This is a genomic window from Aeromonas enteropelogenes (genome assembly GCF_020097295.1).
In the GTDB taxonomy this organism is placed as follows: Bacteria; Pseudomonadota; Gammaproteobacteria; order Enterobacterales; family Aeromonadaceae; genus Aeromonas; species Aeromonas enteropelogenes.
Genome location: NZ_CP083625.1, coordinates 2560828 through 2578443 on the forward strand (window position 1 = coordinate 2560828; position 17616 = coordinate 2578443).

Below are 17616 nucleotides of genomic sequence, written 5' to 3' on the forward strand. Positions count from 1 at the left end.
TGTCAGGCAACTGGCAAGAAAGCAGTGACGCGGGAATAGCTCAGTTGGTAGAGCACGACCTTGCCAAGGTCGGGGTCGCGAGTTCGAGTCTCGTTTCCCGCTCCAATCTTCCATCGCACCAACGATGGATATCACTCTCAAGACAACCAGTCTTGTCAGCATGGCGCGTTAGCAAAGCGGTTATGCAGCGGATTGCAAATCCGTTTAGTCCGGTTCGACTCCGGAACGTGCCTCCATCTTCTTCCTGTCTTATCTTTATCGCACCATGCCGCGATAATCGATCCAAGCTCAATACCCTTGTTGCATCAGCAGCTGTTCGCAGCCCATCTGCTTCCACTCGCGCTGCAGGTAGTGAGTCACCTCCGTCATATCCTGTCCCCGATATTGAAACTGTATGTCTGCCCTGTGCGCATCTATATCCGCCATTCGCTGTTTCAGGGTGCCGCATTGCCATACGCTGACGGCGGGAGCGCCCTTGTAGGCGAGCTCGATGGCGTCATCCCGGTTCAGCTGCCAGTCCTGCCACTCTGACCAGAGCAAGATGCCCATGATCCCAATCATCACCACTTCTGCGGGTTTCATCGTACCAACTCCATTTTGACGACCAGCATATTAACTCTGGTCAAGAGGGGCCGTTTTGTCAGCTTTTGTTGCTTTTAGGTTAAGCAATGTAACTTAATTCCAATTTGTCATTTATGGTGCATTAATTGAGAAAAAATGAACAAATTGATGTAGTAATCCTACAAATTGTGGAGTAATCTTTACCCAGTGGTCTTACCAGTGAGGCGTCATATCATGTTTCATCCTTATTCCCTGACTCAGATTATTCTTCGTCGCACCTTTGTGCTGCTGGTTGGCATCCTGGCATTTCCCGTGATGTTGTTTCGTCGCGATCGTGCGCGCTTTTACAGCTATCTGCACCGGATTTGGAGCAAAACCAGCACCAAGCCGGTGTGGCTCAAGATGAGTGAGCGGGGCAACCGGATCTTCTACTAAGGCCCCACCTTGATGACAAAAGAGACAGCTTCGGCTGTCTTTTTTGCATTTATTGCCTCTGGAAGCGCAAATAGCCTCCAAAAGGGTAAAATGAGGTCTATATGGCGCCCTTGAAGCGTTTGGATCTATGTCTGGTAGAGGAGGGCGAGTGGCGCAGCGGTACAATCCGGCCTGCGGGATCCTGGGTAGAGTGGTGACTCATTCATCCGAGGAGCTTTTTATATGTCCGATATTTTCAAGGCCGCATTCATCTTTGTCGCCCCGGGGGCAGATCCTGCCGAGCACGCTTCCTGGGTCCAGACAGAGAAAGTCCATGTGAAGACGATCGCCGTGCCCGATTACCAACGAGGCTGTGAACTGCTCGATGAGCTCTATCGGGAGGGGATCCGGGCGGTGGAGCTGTGCGCCGGGTTCGGCCACCAGGGGGTTGCCGCCATGGTCGAGGCGGCGGCAGGGCGCATGGAGATCGGCGTGGTGCGCTTCGATCGCCATCCCTGTCTCAATCATGTCAGCGGTGATACCCTCTTCCTGTCCGCGTCTGAACCGAGCCAGTGAGAAACATCGCCTTCCATCATGCAGTGCCGTAAATTTCAGCCCGCTCCCGATCTGGCCCCCTGGTTGGCGCAAGGTTGGGAGTGGCGCCTTGACCAACACCAGCCGATGCCGGAGATCTTCCCCGGCACCGGAGCCGAGATCCTGTTCAATCTGGGGGATCCCCTTACCATCACGAGCCTCTCTCCATCAAGTTTGCCCCGCACCGTTGTCGTGGCCACGGGGGCGGCCGTGTTGCTCTGCCCACGGCATGTGCGCCTGCGCTTTGCCGCCCACGGTCAAATTCATCTGCTGGGGTTGCGGCTGCGCTCTTCGGCCTGCTTCGACCTGTTTGGCGTGCCTATGGAGCATCTTTGCGATCAGGTGCTGTCGCTCGATGAGCTGGGGATTGATGTCCCTGAGGTTGAGCCCTTGGTGGAGCAGGGGCATGGGGCTCTGGGCCACTGGCTACGCCAGCGAGTCGCAAGGCGCTTGGAGCGGGATCTTGCGTTGGTGCGAGCCATAGAGCGGCTCTATTACGGCACGCCGGCGACCGAGTTGCAGCAGCAACTGGGGATGAGTCCGCGCACCTTTCAGCGGCGCTTGCGCAACCATGTCGGGGTGGATGCCCGCTATTTTCTGCGCACCGCCCGCTTTCAAAGAGCGCTGCGCCAGCTGCTATCGGGCGCTCCGTCGCTCGATACCCTGCTGGAGCAGGGGTATTGCGATCAGCCCCATTTCATCAAGAGCTGTCACTTCTTTACCGGTCGCTCGCCCGGGCAATTGCTCACCCCGGAGCACAAGCGCCTCAACCACTACAACCCGCAAGTAAACCGGCTGGCCGGTTATCTTTGAAAGCGCTGATCGTTCGGCGCTTTCCCGTATGTTTCATCTTGCCCGTTCGTTTTACCTTGTGACCTTGTCGCCTCTTTTTTCATTGTGCTTGCCAGGATGTGCTGGCAGACCCGTTTTGGGATGGCCGGGCATGACGCCCTATTTACCTTCCCGGTGGTAATGCCTGCACCTCGGGCGCCGCCTTCTTGTTAACGGCCCGGAGCAATGAAAAATCAGCATATTCCTTTTAAAACAGTGTGTTGCTTATTGTGTTTTTTGTAGATGTCTCTGTTTTGTATTTTTTTTGAAATCTTTTGCTCGCCACGCCGGTTCTATTGCAGGTAACCGGTCACGACAGGCTGGAGACATCACACTCAACAACAAGGAATAGCAACATGAACGTTAAAAAAAGCACTGCCATTGCCTCTGCCATGACTGGCTTGCTGGTACTCGGAACCCAGTTCATCGCGGCCCCGGCGATGGCGGCCGAGGCAAAGGAGAAATGCTACGGCGTGGTCAAGGCCAGCAAGAATGATTGCGCCACCAAGACCAGCTCCTGCGCCGGTACGGCCAAGGAAGACGCCATGGGTGATGCCTTCGTGGTGATGCCAAAAGGGCTGTGCGAGAAGCTGGTCGGTGGTTCGCTGCAACCCAAGTAAGTGCCATGCGGCAGGGGGCTTCGGCCCCCTGTGTTCTCTCTGGCAGGTGAAAGCGAGTGTTGCCATGAATCCTTTGATTGGAATCGGATTGAGAACCCCCCATTACGACGGGATCCGGCAGACATTGCCGACAGTCGGCTGGCTGGAGGTTCACAGTGAAAACTACTTCGAGCGCCACAGCCACGGCTTTCAGGTACTAAGCGAGCTGGCCAGGCACTATCCCGTCAGTCTGCATGGGGTCGGCATGTCCCTGGGCTCGGCCGACCCGCTCGACCGGCGCCACCTTCAGCAGCTTGCGGAGCTGGTTGCGGCCATCAAGCCGGTCAGGGTGTCCGAGCATCTGAGCTGGGGCAGCATAGACGGGCGTTATTTCAATGATTTGCTGCCAGTACCCTATACTCGGGAGGCACTGGCCAGGATGAGTGACAAGATCCAGCAGGTGCAGCAGACCCTGGGTTGCCAGCTGCTCATCGAAAACCCTTCTTCCTACCTGCAATTGGCGGGCGAGATGAGCGAATGGACGTTTCTGGCCGAGCTGCAGCGGCGTAGCGGCTGCGGCATCCTGCTCGATCTCAACAATCTCTACGTCAGTGCCTTCAACCACGGCTTTTCCTGTGACGACTACCTGGCGGCCATCGACCTCGACACAGTGGGCGAGATCCACCTGGCCGGGTTTACCGAGAAAAAGCTGCCCGAGGGTTCTCTTTACATAGATACCCATAGCGCCCCCGTGGTAGCCCCGGTCTGGGAACTTTACCGCGATATTTGCCGCCAGCGGGCCATTCCTACTCTGATCGAATGGGATCTGGCGATCCCGCCGTTGCCGCAATTGCTGGCAGAGGCGCAATTAGCCAGCGACATACTGGCGCAAACCGTGACGGCCGCCCGGGAGGTGTGCCATGGCTGAGCTGGCGCAGGTGCAACAGTTGTTCGCCGAGGGCCTGCTGGGGGAGGCGGAGGGGATTGCGCCCCATATCTCGTCGCGGCTCTTTTCGGCCGAGTCGGTGCTGCAGGTTTATCGCAACCACTTCATCCTGAGCCTCGGCGAGGTGCTCGCCAGCAGCTACCCCGCGGTCAAGGCCATGGTAGGGGAGGAGTTCTTTGCCGCCGCAGCCCGCGGCTTCGTGCTGGCCGAGCCGCTGGAGGAGGGAAGCGTGATGCACTATGGCGCCGGTTTTGCCGACTGGCTGGCCGCCCTGCCGACCACAGCGGCCCTGCCCTGGCTCGGGGAACTGGCCCGTTTCGAGTGGTTGCTGGAGCGGGGAAGTCTGCTCCCGCTCGACTCCCGCAGCTGGCCCGCCGACCGTATCGCCAGTCTGAGTGAGCACGACTGGGAGAGGCTGGTGTGCCTGCCCGCCAGTGATCTGCTGCTGATGGCGAGCGATTATCCGGTGCTGGATCTCTGGCAGATGGCCATTCATGAGGGGGCCGAGGTGACGGCGCTCGATGCGCCGGCCTGGCTGGCGCTCAAGAAGCAGCCTGACTGCCGGGTGATGCCACTGTCGCTGGCTGCTGGCGAGTGGGCCCTGTTGCAGGGGTGCCTCACGGGCCGGCGGCTGATTGAACTGCTCGAAGAGGATCCCGGGGCGAGCGAGCATCTGGCTCGCCTGATCACCCTTGGTCTGCTGGTCGATGTGGAGGTGTTGCCATGATGGCAAACAAATGGATGCCGATCGCGCTGGGCGATCGGGAGTTACCCGGCTGGCTGACCGGTGTCGTGCTGTTGCTGGCCAGATGCTGGGTGGCCCTGGTGTTTTTCAACGCCGGCTGGCTCAAGCTGACGAGCTGGGACTCCACCCTCTATCTGTTCGAGTTCGAGTACCAGGTGCCCCTGCTGCCCTGGTTGTGGGCGGCCTTGCTGGGCACGGCGGCGGAGCTGGTGCTGCCGCTGTTTCTGCTGGCCGGCCTGCTGACCCGTCCGGTCGCCCTGCTGCTGTCTGGCTTCAACATCATGGCGGTGATCTCCTATCCGGCATTGTGGGCCGGGGGCTTTCACGATCACCAGTTGTGGGGCTGGATGTTGCTGACGCTGGTGATCTGGGGGGGCGGCAGCCTGAGCCTGGATAGCTGGCTGAGCAGACGCAGGGGGTGACCCTTCTCACACTTCTGCCATGACAAAGGGCGCCATCAGGCGCTCTTTGTCATGATGGCGCGGGCGCAAGAGGCGCCAGGCAAGATCGGGTGGCAAGGAGAAAGAGATGAACATTCGTCAGGCAAGAGCGGCGGACATTCCCGCTTTGGTGAGGCTGCGCATGGCGCTGTTTTGCGAGGTGGGGGAGCTCATCTCACCCGACGCGGATCCTTCTCTCTTTCACGCCACCCTGGATTATTTCACCCGTGCCAGTGAGGAGGGGAGCGCCCTCTCCTGGGTAGCTGAGTTCGATCATCAGATAGTGGCCGCCGGCACCCTGGTGTTGTTCGTGCGCCCGCCCTATCCCGGCAATCTGGTGGGCAGGGAGGCTTATCTGCTCAACATGTACACCCTGCCAGCGTGGCGAGCGCGGGGGATCGCCACCGCTCTGCTCGACGCCATAACGGCCCATGCCCGGGCCATGGGACTTGGCAAGGTGTGGCTGCATGCCAGCGATGCCGGGCGTCCTCTCTACGAGCGGATCGGTTTTGTTGCCAATCCGGCCTATATGGAGTGGCAATCGCCCGCAATATGAGGTATCAAGCTCCCCCCTTGTTTCCCGTGGCGCTGGCGGTTGGCACGACCTCGCAGGCAAGGTACCGGGGTGAGGGGGCAACTATGCTCATGGAACAAATTGCCACCCTCTTCTCTATCCATTGCGATATCCACTGAGTGGTTTGGCCGGGTGGGGCCAGTCTGGAGGATAATTTTCGATGTTCAATAGCAAACTGAAAGCCGAGCTGCAGCAGTGCCGGGAGCAGCTGCTGGAGCAGCAGGGATTTTTCGAGGCGGTGCATGGCAGCGTGGCCACCATCACCTTCACGCCGGAGGGCACTGTGCTGGCGGCCAACGATCTCTTCCTCGACGTAATGGGTTTTGCCGAGTCAGAAGTGGTCGGTCAGCATCACAAGATGTTTTGCGACAAGCAATATGCCCAGAGTACCGAATACCAGCAGTTCTGGGCCGAGCTCAAGCAGGGTCGCACCCGTTCCGGGGTATTTATGCGCCTCAACCGGCGGGGTGAGCCGGTGTGGCTGGAGGCGACCTATTTTCCGGTCAAACTGCGGGGTGTCGTGACCCGGGTGATCAAGATCGCCAGTGACGTGACCGAGCAGCAACTGAAGTTGCAGAGCCAACAGGCGGTGGCATCGGCCCTCGAGCGCTCCCTGGCTGTCATCGAGTTCTCCCCGCAAGGGGAGGTGCTGACTGCCAACAGCAACTTCCTGCACACCATGGGCTATACCCTGGCGCAGCTCAAGGGCAAGCATCACAGCCTCTTCTGTGACGATACGTTCTTGCGCGAGCAGCCCCACTTCTGGGATGAGCTGGGCCGTGGCCAGTTCAAGTCCGGCCTCTTCTGCCGCCTGAACAGCCAGGGTGACAAGGTGTGGCTGGAGGCAACCTACAACCCGATCCTGGACGAGCGGCGCAAGGTGGTGAAAGTGATCAAGTTTGCCAGCGACATCACGGAGCGGATCAACAAGAGCCACGCCGTGCGCGAGGCCACCATGCTGGCCCATGATGCGGCGCACGAGACCCTGAGCTGTGCCGAGCGGGGAGCGAGCCTGCTCTGTGGGGTAGTCGATACCTCCAACCTGATTGCCAGCCAGCTGGCCCACAGCATAGAGCTCATCAACCGGCTCAACGAGCAGTCACGCAGCATAGAGGCCATCGTCGCCACCATCAGCAGCATTGCCGATCAGACCAATCTGCTGGCCCTCAACGCGGCCATCGAGGCGGCCCGTGCCGGGGATCAGGGGCGAGGCTTTGCCGTGGTGGCCGACGAGGTTCGCCAGTTGGCGGCGCGCACCTCCCTCTCGACCGACGAGATTGCCAAGGTAGTGCAGAACAACCGCGATCTGACCAGCCGGGTCACCGCCGAGATGAGCGGGGTGGCCGATAGCGCCGAACTTGGCAAGCAGCAGGTCGGCGAGGTCAACCAGGTGATGAGCGAGATCCGCCGGGAGGCGAACAACGTCTCCCGCACCGTCTCGGATCTCGCCATCTGATCCCGTCTCCGGATTAAGGGCTGACCAAAAAAACATCGGTCAGCCCCTCAATCTGAACGCCTCCTGTATCGCCTCCTGATTGAGAATTGTCCTCCTGTCATGGCTTGATTAGGCTTGCGCCCTCATTAATCCGGAGCAGGAGAAGCACAAGATGGCGTTACAACGCAAAGGGCGGGCAATGGCCCTGTTGGCAGTGGTTGCAACCATGGGGCTGAGTGGCTGCATGGGGCAGATGGGTCTGTCCAGCATGGTGACCAAGGGCAACCTGAGTGTGGTGGATAACCGCTACGGCCGTGCCGGCGTCTTCATCCTGCTCTCCCCTGTCTATGGTCTGGCGGCCACCGCCGATCTGTTCGTATTCAACACCATCGAATTCTGGACCGGCAAGAACCCCATCACCGGCAAGTCGCCGGCCCTGGTGGATCAGAAGCTGGATGCGGTGATCAAGGTGAACCAGCATCTGGACTCCTCCCTCAAGACAGTGCCGCTGGCCATGCTGCCGCAAGGGGTGAGCGAGGTGGAGATAAGCTATCTGGACGAGACCACCGCCCAGATGGAGGTGCACTATCTGGATGGTCGCAGCAGCATGATGCGCGGTGAAAAGCGCGGCGAGCAGCTGGATATCTACTTCGATGGCCGCCTGGTGTCGACCCTGAACCAGGCCGAGCTGGAGAAGATGAGCGCCGCCCAGAAAGCCGCCGTCTGATCCCGGCGCGAGCCGACAAGCGGGCACCTGGCCCGACAAAAAAACGCCCCGCTGTTGCGGGGCGTTTTGCATGGTGACTAGCGGGTCTGCTTGCGGTGGGGCGGGGTGAGGATCAGCCCCAGCAGGCGGCGCAGATGGGTGAGCTGTTCGGTCAGCTGGACATTGAGCCAGAGGTAGCCATTGATGGCCGCCTCGTCGTTGGCGGGCAGGGCTATCTCGCGAGCCACCTGGTGCAACCGGGCGATGGCGGCCTCGGCGCCGCGGCCATCGCCGCTTTTCACCATCAGGGAGAGCTGGTGGAGCACCTCCTCGGTGGCCTGGTGACAGGCCTGCAGCTGGGCCGTGCTCTGCATCAGAAAGTGGCTCTGGCGATCGTTCCAGTAGGTGTTGGCCAGCATCTCCAGGGTGCAGAGCAGGTTGCGCATGCTGGTCTGCACCGCCTCGAACAGCGGGGCACCGAGGCGGGTCTCCTTGGCCGCCGGAGCCAGCAGGGGGCGCAGCCCGACCATGGTGGCCAGCAGCTTGGAGTGACTCTGCTTGAGCCTGGGTCGTTCCAGCACGTTGGGGGAGAGGTGGGTGTGATAGAGGCGACCGGATTGCTGCAGGATCTGGTGCATCTGCAGTCGCCAGTGGCTGTAGGCGCGCTGGGGGTAGATGCTGCAAAACAGCAGCGCCAGCAGGGAGCCGAGCACCACGTCGCCGCTGCGCCACAGGGCGGTCTGGATCTCCCCCGGCTGGGCCCCGATGGTGACCGCCAGGGTGATGCCGATGAGCAGCCCCACATAGGGGCGCTTGCCCAGCGCCAGATAACCGCACAGGAACATGATGGCACCGCACCAGGCCAGGGTCAGCGGCAGGGAGTAGATCTCCAGATAGAGCGCCACCACCCCGCAGCTGGCGCCGAAGATGGTGCCGATAACCCGCTGCAGAGCGCGGGCCAGTACATTGCCCCAAAAGGAGATGGGTCCCATCACCACCACCAGGGTGATGAGGGGCCAGGTGCTTTCGGGTAGTTCCAGCTCGCGGGTCAGCAGGAAGGTGAGCATGAAGGCGAGCGCGATGCGCAGGCCGTGGACGATGCGATAGTGGCCATAGACCAGGATGTCGAGGCGGGAGAGGGGAGTATCAAGACGCACTGTCAGTCTCGTATCAGGTTGATGGCGGGGCCCGGCTCCTCCCTGCTGCGGGCCCCGCGCTTTCTCAGGCCAGTCGGCCCTGGAGCGGGTGGATCCAGACCCGCTCCCCGATGGCGATCCCGGGTTGGGAAGGCACGATTTCGATGAGGCAGTTGGCATCGCTCATGGAACTCAGGATGCCTGAGCCCTGGGGGCCTGTGGTGCGCACCCGAAGCTCTCCATTGCCATCCTGATGGAAGACGCCGCGCAGAAACTCGGTGCGCCCCGGTCGGCTCTTCATCCGCTCGCTCGCCAGGGCCGACAGGCGCAGCGGTTGCCAGCTGCGCCCCTGCAGGCGGGCGATGGCGGGCTCGACAAACTGCAGGAAGCAGATCATGGCGGCTACCGGGTTGCCCGGCAGGCCGAAGAAGGGGGTATCCCCCAGCTTGCCAAAGGCCAGCGGGCGGCCGGGGCGCATCTGGATGCGCCAAAAATCAATGTGGCCCAGCTCTGCCAGCACCCCCTTGATGTAGTCGGCGTTGCCCACCGAGACGCCCCCCGAGCTCAGCACCAGATCGGCACTGGCGGCCGCCTCGGCGAGGCGCTGGCGCAGCACGGCCTGATCATCGGGGATGATGCCAAGATCCATCACCTCGCAGCCGGCGCCGCGAATGAGCGCCATCAGGGTGAAGCGGTTGCTGTCAAAGATGTGGCCGGGGGCGAGCGTTTCGCCCGGGGCCTGCACCTCGTCCCCGGTACTGAACAGGGCGACCTTGAGGGGCGTGCGCACCGGCAGGGCAGCCTGACCCAGGGAGGCCGCGAGCCCGAGCTGGGGGGCGCCGAGGCGGGTACCGGCCGGAATGGCGACGGCCCCTTTGGCCAGATCCTCTCCGGCCTGGCGTACGTTCTGCCCAGCCTTGATGGGGGCCTGAATGGTGACCCAGCCATCGGCCATCACCGTCTCTTCGCGCATCACCACGGTGTCGACCCCGGGAGGCACGGGGGCGCCGGTCATGATCTGCACCGCCTGACCTGCCAACACAGGTTCGTGGCGCTGCTGGCCTGCCAGCACTTCCCCCACCAGTTGCCAGCGGCCGGCGGCGAGATCGTCACTGCGCAGCCCCACCCCGTCCATCGCCGAGTTGGCGTGGGGTGGCACATTGATGGGGCTCACCAGATCGGCAGCCAGCACGGCACCGTGGCACTGCGTCAGCGGCGTGAGGGTGCTGCCACTGCTCGGCGTCAGGGCCGCCAGTATGGTGTCGCGGGCGGCCTCGACCGACAGGAAGCCGTTGCCGGCACCCTGCTCCCGGGTCTGGCAGCCTGCCAGGTAGTCGCAGACGAAGTCGGCGATGGCATCGAGATCATTGATGTCGAGCCTGGGCAGGGTGGTGTCTGTCGGTTGATCGCTTGCCACGGCGATGATGTCCCTGTCGTCGGGGAACAGCAGAGGCTTGCCGATTGCCGCCCGATGCAGCTCTATCTTGGGGAAGTGCTCGTGTTTGAACCCTTCCACCAGCAGCAGATCGAGGCAGGTCTGGTCGAAGCTGGCCAGCAGCTCGCGAAAATCGGCCTCTGCCAGCTCGGTCTCAATGATGCGTGCATGACGGCGGCGGGAGGCGACCATCATCTGGTTGGCCCCTGCCTTGCGCAGGCGGTGGCTGTCCTTGCCCGGCTGATCGATATCGAAGTCGTGGTGGGCGTGCTTGAGCACCCCGAGGCGCAGGCCCCGTGCCACCAGCAGGGGGATCAGCTGTTCCAGCAAGGTGGTCTTGCCGGTCCCGCTCCAGGCGGCGAAGCCGAGCAGGGGGAGGGTCGGGGCTGGGGTCATTGGGCGGCTCCTTGTTGGGATTCGGTGGCCGGGGTCAGCAGGCGCGTCTCGTAGGCGGCCAGTTCGGCCGGGCTGTTGAGGTTGATGAAGGCATCCGGCTGATCGGCAAAGCTCACCACTGCCATCTGGTGGCGAGCGAACCAGATATCTATCTTGCGCTCCCCCTCGGCCAGGGCCTGGCTGAGGGAGGGGAGCAGGGATTTGTGCAGCAGGGCCACCACGGGTTGCAGCCAGTCGCCGTCATGGGCCACCACCAGTTCGGTGGTCGGGGTGAGGGCGGCGCGAAAGCGGCTCATCAGATCAAGGGGCAGGGCGGGACCATCGCAGGGGACGAACAGCACCCAGTCGTGGCGGGCGGCGGCAAGGCCCACCTGCATGCCCGCCAGCGGGCCCAGATAGTCGTCGCTGTCATCACTGATGACGGGGGCCAGCGCCTGGTAGCGGGGCTGGTTGCGGTTGGCGTTGATCAGGATCTCGTCGACCTGGGGGCGCAGCCGGCACAACACGTGGTCGATGAGGGGACGGCCCGCCAGCTGGACCCATCCCTTGTCTTCGCCCCCCATGCGGGTGGCGCGGCCACCGGCCAGGATCACGGCCGAAACGGGGAAGGGGTCAGAGTGGGGTTCGCTTCTTGAAGTCATGTCGCTCGATGATTTTTAAAGGGGTGGTCTCTTGCAGTTGACCGCGAGCGAGAGTCCACTCTCGCTCGCACAGATCGGTCAGGGCGTTGCTCTGGTGGCTGATGACCACCAGGCCGCAGCCATGTTCCCGCAGATCTTGCGCCAATGCGGCCATCAGGGCAACCGAATGTGTGTCCAGGTTGGCGGTGGGTTCATCCATCAGCAAAAAGGCGGGCTGCAGCGCCCAGGCTCGGGCCATGGCCAGACGCTGGCGCTCGCCGCCGGAGAGGATGCTGATGTGCTCACGGGCCAGCCCTTCCAGCTCGACCCGGCGCAGCGCCTCGAACACCCGGATCTCGCTCTCCGCCTGCTTGCCAAGCGCCCATGCGATGTTGTCGTGCACGCTGCGATCGAACATGTAGGGGGTCTGGTGCAGATAGGTGACCCGGCCGGGGCCCACGTCCCGCTTGAGCAGCTGGTTGAGCCGGCGCTGCCAGCGGCCGGGCAGGTTGGTGTGGCCCCGGGTGGGGCGCAGCAGGCCGGCCAGGATCTTGAGCAAGGTGGTCTTGCCCACGCCGTTGGCGCCGTGCAGCCAGATGGTGTCCCCGCGGGCGATGGAAAGCCGCTCGATCTCGAACAGCTGGCGTTCGCCAAAGCACATGGAAAGGTGATGGGCGGTCAGGGCCATGGGCGGGCTCCGTCAGCGGTCAGCAACAAGGGGAACCTCTTTCTCAATTCTTCAGATAGCTGTGGCCGCGGCAGGCGGTCAGCAGCAGGTTGAGCAACAGCGCCAGACTGAGCAGCACTATGCCGAGCGCCACCCCCTGGGTAAAGGCGCCCTTCTGGGTCTCCAGCGCGATGGCGGTGGGGATGTTGCGGGTAAAGTGGAGAATATTGCCCCCCACCATCATGGAGCAGCCCACCTCGGTGACGATGCGGCTGAAGGCGCCGATCACCGCCGCCAGCAGGCCAAAGCGGCACTCGTGCATCAGGCCGAGCAGCGCCTTGGGCCAGGAAACCCCCAGGGTGAGGGCTGTTTCCCAGGCGCGGCGATCGCTCTGGATAAAGGCGGCGTGGGCCATGGTGGCGATGACGGGGAAGGCGATCAGCATCTGTCCCACCACCATCGCCTGCTGGGTGAACAGCATCTTCCAGTCGCCGAAGGGGCCGGCCCGCGACAGCAGCATGTAGAGCAGGAGGCCTATCACCACGGTCGGTACCGATTGCAGGGTATTGATGCAGGAGAGCCAGAGCCAGCGGCCGGGCAGCGGCAGGTAGGCCAGCGCGAAGCCCAGCAGCAGGGCCGGCAGCAGCACCAGCAGCAGGGCTAGCCCGGAGACGGAAAACGAGACCCCCACCACCTGCCACAGTTCGCTATCACCGCTGAACAGCAGGGCGAGGGCCGCCAGAGTCGTGTCGAGGAGTGTCGGCATCAGCGCGCTCCCTGACAGGGGGGCTGTGCCCCCCTCATATCACACAGGGAGGTCATCACTTCCCGTTGGCATCGGCCACGAACAGGGCCTGACCGGCCACCTTGAAGTCACCGATCAGCTTCTGGCCGTGGTCGGAGACCAGCCAGTTTTGCAGGGCGCGGGCGCCGTCGGTGTTGAGGTCGGGATAACGGGTCGGGTTGACCAGGATCACCTGATAGGGGTTGAACAGACGCTTGTCCCCTTCCAGCAGCACGGCGAGATCCAGCTTGCTCTGGTAGGCGAGCCAGGTACCGCGGTCGGTCAGGGTGTAGGCGCCAAGCTCGGAGGCCATGGTGAGGGTCGGGCCCATGCCCTGGCCGATGGATTTGTAACCGGCAAACTCGGGTTTGACGTCAGCGGCCTGCCACAGGGTCTTCTCCTTGATGTGGGTGCCGGACTCGTCACCGCGGGAGATGAAGGTCTGGCCCTTCTCCTTGATGGCCTGCAGTCCCTTGGCGGCATCCTTGATCTGACCCAGACCCGCCGGATCCTTGACCGGACCCACGATAACGAAGTCGTTGTACATCAAAGGGGTTGGATTGATGCCAAAACCGGCATCGACGAAGGCCTTCTCGGCGGAAGGGGCGTGGGTCATAACCAGATCGGCGTCGCCGTTTTCCCCCATCTTCAGGCTCTGGCCGGTACCGGCAGCCATCACCTGCACCGGGTAGCCGGTCTCGGCGGTGAATTTGGGCAGCAACCAGCCCAGCAGGCCGGACTGCTCGGTGCTGGTGGTAGTGGCGAGGCGAACCGGCGGTTTCGGGCTCTCGGCCTGGGCGGCCGTGGTCAGCAGCAGGGCGGCGCAGAGGGAGAGTGCGGCGCGTTTCAAATTGGCATTCAGGGTCATGGTGATGCAACTCGTTCGGGTGAATGGGAGGCCTCTGACTAGCAAACAGGGTGCCAAACATGTTCCACGCCCCCCTTTTTTCATCTTTTGCTGAGTGAAAACAGCAGTTTATTGTATCTTTTCAGATTATCTGACGGGCGTTATTTACTAATTGGTATTGGTGCTTCGTTCCGGGTAGGACAAAATGTCTCACTCGCGTTCCGACTATCGGGACATTCTCCGACCTTGAGTGCATTTGAGGAATTTTTTTCATGACAGCCCCGCTCAACCGCTGGTCCGCCCTCTCCCTGCTCATCGTGGACGATGAACCCGGCATGCGCAGCTTTCTGGCCAAGGCACTGGCCAAGCGCTTCGCCCAAATCGAGACGGCCGCCAGTGTGGAAGAGGCCGAAGCCCTGCGCAGCCGCCTCCATTTCGATCTCATCATCGCCGATATCCGATTGCCGGGCCGCTCCGGCATCGAGTGGCACGAGGCGGTCGATCCCGGTACCCGCCGCAGCGACATCATCTTCATGACCGGCTTTGGCGACATGGAGACCGCCCTCAAGGCGCTGCGTCTCGGTGCCAGCGATTTCATCCTCAAGCCGTTCAATCTGGAACAGATGATCCAGGCGGTGGACCGGGTGATCGAGCGCCGCCAGATGGAGCGGGAAAATCTGCTGCTGCGCCGGGAGGTGAGCAAGCTCTTTCCCCCCACCCTGATCGGCGACAGCGCCAAGACCTGCGAGCTCAAGACGCTCATTGCCAGAGTGGCCCCCTCCAACGCCGCCGTGCTGGTGGAGGGGGAGTCCGGCACCGGCAAGGAGCTGGTGGCCCGGGCCCTGCACCAGCTATCCGGCCGCATGGGGGCCTTCGTGCCTCTCAACTGTGCCGCCATCGCCCCCGAGTTGCTCGAAAGCGAGCTGTTTGGCCATGTGCAGGGGGCCTTCACCGGTGCCCGCAAGGGGCGCGACGGCCTGTTTAGGGTTGCCCATCAGGGCACTCTCTTTCTCGATGAAATCGGCGAGATGCCGCTCGCCATGCAGGCCTCCCTGCTGCGAGCGCTGGAGCAGAAGGCCATTCGTCCGGTCGGCGCCGAGCGGGAGCTCGCGGTGGATGTGCGCATCGTGGCCGCCACCAACCGCAACCTGAAGACAGAGGTGGATGCCGGGCGTTTTCGCGAGGATCTCTTCTACCGCCTCAACGTGGTAGCCCTGCAGGTGGCGCCCCTGCGCGAGCGGATCGACGACATCCCGGCCTTGGTGCACCACTTCACCCGCCAGCTAACCGCCGAGATGGGGATGGGGTCGCTGAACTGGACCCACGAGGATGTGGTGGCGATGCAGGCCTACCCCTGGCCCGGCAACGTGCGCGAGCTGCGCAACCTCATCGAGCGCTGCCTGTTGCTGGGCAAGCCCCCCGCCGAGTATTGGCGCAGCAGCCAGCCTGACAGTAGTGCCGGCAAGGGGGAAGAGGGGTATCCGCTGGAGTGGCCGCTGGCTGAGGTGGAAAAAGCCCACATCCTGCAGGTGGTGGCAAGCTTTGATGGCAACAAGTCGGCCGCCTCCCGGGTACTGGGGGTAGCGCGCAAGACCCTGGAGCGCAAGTTCAAGGAGTGGGCCATCGAATGATCCCCAAGAGCCGCTGGTGGCTGCCATGAGGTGGACCCAACTCCCGCGCTGGCTGCGCACCAAGGTGCGCTGGCGCCTGCTGCTGCTTACCTCGGTGCCCATCATGCTCACCCTGGTGGGCCTGATGGGGCTCACCCTCTACTGGACCCTCACCTACAGCTGGCAGAACCTGCTCACCAATGTGCGCGGCGATCTCGGGGTGGCCCATCACGCGGTGCGCGTGCAGCAGCAGCGTCAGGCCGAGCACCTGGAGCACCTGCGTGATGCCTGGACCTTCCAGACCAAGCTGCGCCAGAACCCGGCAGAGCTGCAATCCTGGGTGATGCCGCTGGCGGCCAACTACGACCTCGATTTTCTGCACCTGCGCACGGGGGCCGAGCTGGATCAGCTGGCCCCGAAACAGCGGGCCACCCTGAGCACGGGGCGCAGCATCAGCCACTTCGTGGTCTGGTCGCGGGAGCAGTTGCTGGCCCACTCGCCGGCATTGGCCAGCCGCGCCGTGCTGGACAGGGAGTACAGCGCCGCTAACGGCCAGGAGACCCGGGGGCTGGTCAGCCTGACCCTGACGCCCGTGATGGCGCGGGACGGCTCACTCTGGGCCGTGCTGGAGGGGGGCGAGCTTATCAACGGCAGCACCCGGCTGGTGGACGAGCTCAAGAGCCAGGTGTTTGCCAAAAATACCCTGCCGGAGGGGAGCATAGGCACGGTCACCCTGTTTTTGGGGGATCTGCGGGTCAGCACCAATGTGCCCGCCAGCAGCAGTCGCCAGATAGGGCGGGCGCTCGGCACCCGGGTCTCGGCCCCGGTGCGCGAACAGGTATTGGAGCGGGGGGAGGTGTGGATCGATCGCGCCTTCGTGCACGACGCCTGGTATGTCTCTGGCTATGAGCCGCTGCTGGGGGCCAATGGCGAGCGGATCGGCATGCTCTATGTCGGCTTTCTGGAGTGGCCCTTTATCCGCACCTACCTCACCAACCTGCTGGAGCTCGGTTCCGGCGTGGTGTTGCTGCTGCTGATCTCGGGTCTTCTGGTCTATCGCGGCGCACGGGATCTCTTCACCCCCATCGAGCGGATGCACCGGGTGGTACGTCAGGTGCAATATGGCAAGTCGGCCCGGGTGGGGCCGCTGGCACTCGATCCCGATCACGAGCTGGCCCAGCTGGGACGCCAGTTTGACGCCATGCTGGACCGCCAGGAGGCCCATCAGCAGCAGATGGCCCGCAGTGCCGACGAGCTGGAGCAGAAGGTGGCCGAGCGTACCCGAAGTCTCGAGCAAAAGACCGCCGAGCTGGAGGAGCACATCCATATGCTGACCCAGGCACGCCAGCAGCTGCTTATCAGCGAGAAGCTGGCGGCCCTCGGCGAGCTGTGCGCCGGGGTGGCCCACGAGATCAACAACCCGCTCGCAGTGATCCTCGGCAACGTGGAGCTGATGAAGCTGGAGCTGGGGGAGGCGGCCGAGCCCGTCAGCGAGGAGTTGGCCCTGGTGCTGACCCAGATCGAGCGCATTCGCGCCATCACCCGCAGCCTGTTGCAATACTCTCGCCCCGGCGATTACGAGACGGCGCCGGTGTGGCAGCACCTCAATCCCATCATCGAGGAGAGCCTGACCCTGGTGCGCTCCGCCCTGCGCCAGCAACAGGTGGAGCTGGTGGCAGATCTGCAGGCCCAGCAACCCATAGAGGCGGATCGCCAGCAGTTGCTGCAGGTGCTGATAAACCTCTTGGTCAACGCCAGCCACGCCCTGGGCGAGCGGGGCCAGATCCGGGTCGAGAGCCGTGACTGGCACAGTGAAACGGGCCAGTTGCTGGGGGCCGAGGTGCGGGTCATCGACAACGGCAGCGGCATCGAGGCCGCCATCATGGACAAGATCTTCGATCCCTTCTTCACCACCCGCGCCACCGGCACGGGTCTCGGGCTTGCCCTAAGCCACCGCATCATCAGCCGTTGGGGCGGGGAGCTGTTGGTGGACTCCACCCCGGGGGAGGGGAGCTGCTTTACCATCCGACTGCATAGCCATGCCCTGCTGCCCGCCGGCCGCGAACCGGCCCAGCTGGAGGGGTGGCGCATCGCGCTGGGAGCGGAAGGGCGTGAGCCCGATATCGCAGGGGACGAGCCAGCCGCAGGGCAGGCAGGTTCACCAGAAGGCGGGCCAAGGGAAGGGCCAAAGGAAGGGTAAGCACCTTCACCCCTCAAACAGACGGGCCTGCCAGATTGGCAGGCCCGTTTTCGTGGTAGGGGCAAGGGATGACGAA

Annotated in this window: 19 protein-coding genes and 2 tRNA genes; 14 read left to right on the forward strand and 7 right to left on the reverse strand. The window is 62.9% G+C overall.

Going from position 1 to position 17616, the window contains the following annotated elements:
• Positions 1 to 29 precede the first annotated feature (29 nt).
• Together LA321_RS12100 and LA321_RS12105 are read left to right on the forward strand one after the other, a co-directional pair.
• Positions 30 to 105: transfer RNA gene (locus tag LA321_RS12100), tRNA-Gly, on the forward strand.
• Between the two features lie 57 nt (positions 106 to 162).
• Positions 163 to 236 (forward strand) — tRNA-Cys (locus tag LA321_RS12105).
• 52 nt (positions 237 to 288) lie between these two features.
• Here LA321_RS12105 and LA321_RS12110 read toward each other — a convergent pair.
• Positions 289 to 582: a hypothetical protein gene (locus LA321_RS12110; protein WP_026457176.1), complete on the reverse strand. Its 294-nt coding sequence runs from the start codon at positions 580 to 582 to the stop codon at positions 289 to 291.
• 213 nt (positions 583 to 795) lie between these two features.
• Between LA321_RS12110 and LA321_RS12115 the strand changes: the two genes are divergently transcribed.
• The 10 genes from LA321_RS12115 to LA321_RS12160 all read left to right on the forward strand — a co-directional run bounded on the left by LA321_RS12115 (position 796) and on the right by LA321_RS12160 (position 7866).
• Positions 796 to 996, forward strand: a complete 201-nt coding sequence (locus LA321_RS12115) for a YbfA family protein (protein WP_042024786.1) — start codon at positions 796 to 798, stop codon at positions 994 to 996.
• A 222-nt stretch (positions 997 to 1218) separates the two neighbouring features.
• Entirely contained in the window at positions 1219 to 1551 is a 333-nt protein-coding gene (locus LA321_RS12120) for a DUF6506 family protein (protein WP_042072204.1), read from the forward strand.
• Between the two features lie 18 nt (positions 1552 to 1569).
• Positions 1570 to 2382 (forward strand): helix-turn-helix domain-containing protein, encoded by an 813-nt coding sequence (locus tag LA321_RS12125; protein WP_224212210.1) that lies wholly within the window; start codon positions 1570 to 1572, stop codon positions 2380 to 2382.
• Between the two features lie 374 nt (positions 2383 to 2756).
• Complete coding sequence (locus LA321_RS12130; protein ID WP_026457179.1) at positions 2757 to 3020, forward strand: BufA1 family periplasmic bufferin-type metallophore; 264 nt, start codon at positions 2757 to 2759, stop codon at positions 3018 to 3020.
• A gap of 64 nt (positions 3021 to 3084) precedes the next feature.
• Complete coding sequence (gene bufB, locus LA321_RS12135; RefSeq protein ID WP_042072201.1) at positions 3085 to 3927, forward strand: MNIO family bufferin maturase; 843 nt, start codon at positions 3085 to 3087, stop codon at positions 3925 to 3927.
• Positions 3920 to 4672, forward strand: coding sequence for an HvfC/BufC N-terminal domain-containing protein (locus LA321_RS12140; RefSeq protein ID WP_042072200.1), 753 nt, complete (start codon positions 3920 to 3922; stop codon positions 4670 to 4672). The genes bufB and LA321_RS12140 overlap by 8 nt, the downstream gene beginning before the upstream one ends.
• Positions 4669 to 5112 (forward strand): DoxX family protein, encoded by a 444-nt coding sequence (locus LA321_RS12145; RefSeq protein WP_042072199.1) that lies wholly within the window; start codon positions 4669 to 4671, stop codon positions 5110 to 5112. Before LA321_RS12140 ends, LA321_RS12145 begins: the two co-directional genes overlap by 4 nt.
• A gap of 106 nt (positions 5113 to 5218) precedes the next feature.
• On the forward strand, positions 5219 to 5686 hold the full coding sequence (locus tag LA321_RS12150; RefSeq protein WP_042072197.1) for a GNAT family N-acetyltransferase: 468 nt from the start codon (positions 5219 to 5221) through the stop codon (positions 5684 to 5686).
• A gap of 178 nt (positions 5687 to 5864) precedes the next feature.
• Positions 5865 to 7160, forward strand: a complete 1296-nt coding sequence (locus tag LA321_RS12155) for a methyl-accepting chemotaxis protein (protein ID WP_042072196.1) — start codon at positions 5865 to 5867, stop codon at positions 7158 to 7160.
• Positions 7161 to 7311: 151 nt separating this feature from the next.
• Positions 7312 to 7866, forward strand: a complete 555-nt coding sequence (locus tag LA321_RS12160) for a DUF3332 domain-containing protein (protein ID WP_042072195.1) — start codon at positions 7312 to 7314, stop codon at positions 7864 to 7866.
• A 77-nt stretch (positions 7867 to 7943) separates the two neighbouring features.
• Here the strand turns inward: LA321_RS12160 and LA321_RS12165 are convergent, their stop codons facing one another.
• From LA321_RS12165 to LA321_RS12190, 6 genes are all read right to left on the reverse strand, one after another.
• Complete coding sequence (locus tag LA321_RS12165) at positions 7944 to 9002, reverse strand: FUSC family protein (protein ID WP_042072193.1); 1059 nt, start codon at positions 9000 to 9002, stop codon at positions 7944 to 7946.
• Positions 9003 to 9066: 64 nt separating this feature from the next.
• Positions 9067 to 10812 (reverse strand): bifunctional molybdopterin-guanine dinucleotide biosynthesis adaptor protein MobB/molybdopterin molybdotransferase MoeA, encoded by a 1746-nt coding sequence (locus LA321_RS12170; RefSeq protein ID WP_042072192.1) that lies wholly within the window; start codon positions 10810 to 10812, stop codon positions 9067 to 9069.
• Positions 10809 to 11453, reverse strand: a complete 645-nt coding sequence (gene mobA / locus LA321_RS12175) for a molybdenum cofactor guanylyltransferase MobA (protein ID WP_042072191.1) — start codon at positions 11451 to 11453, stop codon at positions 10809 to 10811. Before mobA ends, LA321_RS12170 begins: the two co-directional genes overlap by 4 nt.
• Entirely contained in the window at positions 11425 to 12120 is a 696-nt protein-coding gene (locus LA321_RS12180) for an energy-coupling factor ABC transporter ATP-binding protein (protein WP_042072189.1), read from the reverse strand. Before LA321_RS12180 ends, mobA begins: the two co-directional genes overlap by 29 nt.
• A 43-nt stretch (positions 12121 to 12163) precedes the next feature.
• Positions 12164 to 12865 (reverse strand): ABC transporter permease, encoded by a 702-nt coding sequence (locus LA321_RS12185; protein WP_042024799.1) that lies wholly within the window; start codon positions 12863 to 12865, stop codon positions 12164 to 12166.
• Between the two features lie 55 nt (positions 12866 to 12920).
• Positions 12921 to 13751 (reverse strand): substrate-binding domain-containing protein, encoded by an 831-nt coding sequence (locus LA321_RS12190; RefSeq protein ID WP_026457780.1) that lies wholly within the window; start codon positions 13749 to 13751, stop codon positions 12921 to 12923.
• Positions 13752 to 14002: 251 nt separating this feature from the next.
• Here LA321_RS12190 and LA321_RS12195 point away from each other — a divergent pair, with 251 nt between their 5' ends.
• Positions 14003 to 15361: a sigma-54-dependent transcriptional regulator gene (locus LA321_RS12195; protein WP_042072188.1), complete on the forward strand. Its 1359-nt coding sequence runs from the start codon at positions 14003 to 14005 to the stop codon at positions 15359 to 15361.
• Between the two features lie 25 nt (positions 15362 to 15386).
• A complete protein-coding gene (locus LA321_RS12200) occupies positions 15387 to 17540 on the forward strand; it encodes a sensor histidine kinase (RefSeq protein WP_042072187.1) in 2154 nt (717 codons plus the stop codon).
• Positions 17541 to 17616: the final 76 nt, after the last annotated feature.

Bases quoted from the DNA above. Each gene is read 5' to 3' on its own strand.
- LA321_RS12110 (WP_026457176.1), bottom strand. From the start codon at position 582: ATGAAACCCGCAGAAGTGGTGATGATTGGGATCATGGGCATCTTGCTC.
- LA321_RS12115 (WP_042024786.1), top strand. From the start codon at position 796: ATGTTTCATCCTTATTCCCTGACTCAGATTATTCTTCGTCGCACCTTT.
- LA321_RS12120 (WP_042072204.1), top strand. From the start codon at position 1,219: ATGTCCGATATTTTCAAGGCCGCATTCATCTTTGTCGCCCCGGGGGCA.
- LA321_RS12125 (WP_224212210.1), top strand. From the start codon at position 1,570: ATGCAGTGCCGTAAATTTCAGCCCGCTCCCGATCTGGCCCCCTGGTTG.
- LA321_RS12130 (WP_026457179.1), top strand. From the start codon at position 2,757: ATGAACGTTAAAAAAAGCACTGCCATTGCCTCTGCCATGACTGGCTTG.
- bufB (WP_042072201.1), top strand. From the start codon at position 3,085: ATGAATCCTTTGATTGGAATCGGATTGAGAACCCCCCATTACGACGGG.
- LA321_RS12140 (WP_042072200.1), top strand. From the start codon at position 3,920: ATGGCTGAGCTGGCGCAGGTGCAACAGTTGTTCGCCGAGGGCCTGCTG.
- LA321_RS12145 (WP_042072199.1), top strand. From the start codon at position 4,669: ATGATGGCAAACAAATGGATGCCGATCGCGCTGGGCGATCGGGAGTTA.
- LA321_RS12150 (WP_042072197.1), top strand. From the start codon at position 5,219: ATGAACATTCGTCAGGCAAGAGCGGCGGACATTCCCGCTTTGGTGAGG.
- LA321_RS12155 (WP_042072196.1), top strand. From the start codon at position 5,865: ATGTTCAATAGCAAACTGAAAGCCGAGCTGCAGCAGTGCCGGGAGCAG.
- LA321_RS12160 (WP_042072195.1), top strand. From the start codon at position 7,312: ATGGCGTTACAACGCAAAGGGCGGGCAATGGCCCTGTTGGCAGTGGTT.
- LA321_RS12170 (WP_042072192.1), bottom strand. From the start codon at position 10,812: ATGACCCCAGCCCCGACCCTCCCCCTGCTCGGCTTCGCCGCCTGGAGC.
- mobA (WP_042072191.1), bottom strand. From the start codon at position 11,453: ATGACTTCAAGAAGCGAACCCCACTCTGACCCCTTCCCCGTTTCGGCC.
- LA321_RS12180 (WP_042072189.1), bottom strand. From the start codon at position 12,120: ATGGCCCTGACCGCCCATCACCTTTCCATGTGCTTTGGCGAACGCCAG.
- LA321_RS12185 (WP_042024799.1), bottom strand. From the start codon at position 12,865: ATGCCGACACTCCTCGACACGACTCTGGCGGCCCTCGCCCTGCTGTTC.
- LA321_RS12190 (WP_026457780.1), bottom strand. From the start codon at position 13,751: ATGACCCTGAATGCCAATTTGAAACGCGCCGCACTCTCCCTCTGCGCC.
- LA321_RS12195 (WP_042072188.1), top strand. From the start codon at position 14,003: ATGACAGCCCCGCTCAACCGCTGGTCCGCCCTCTCCCTGCTCATCGTG.
- LA321_RS12200 (WP_042072187.1), top strand. From the start codon at position 15,387: ATGAGGTGGACCCAACTCCCGCGCTGGCTGCGCACCAAGGTGCGCTGG.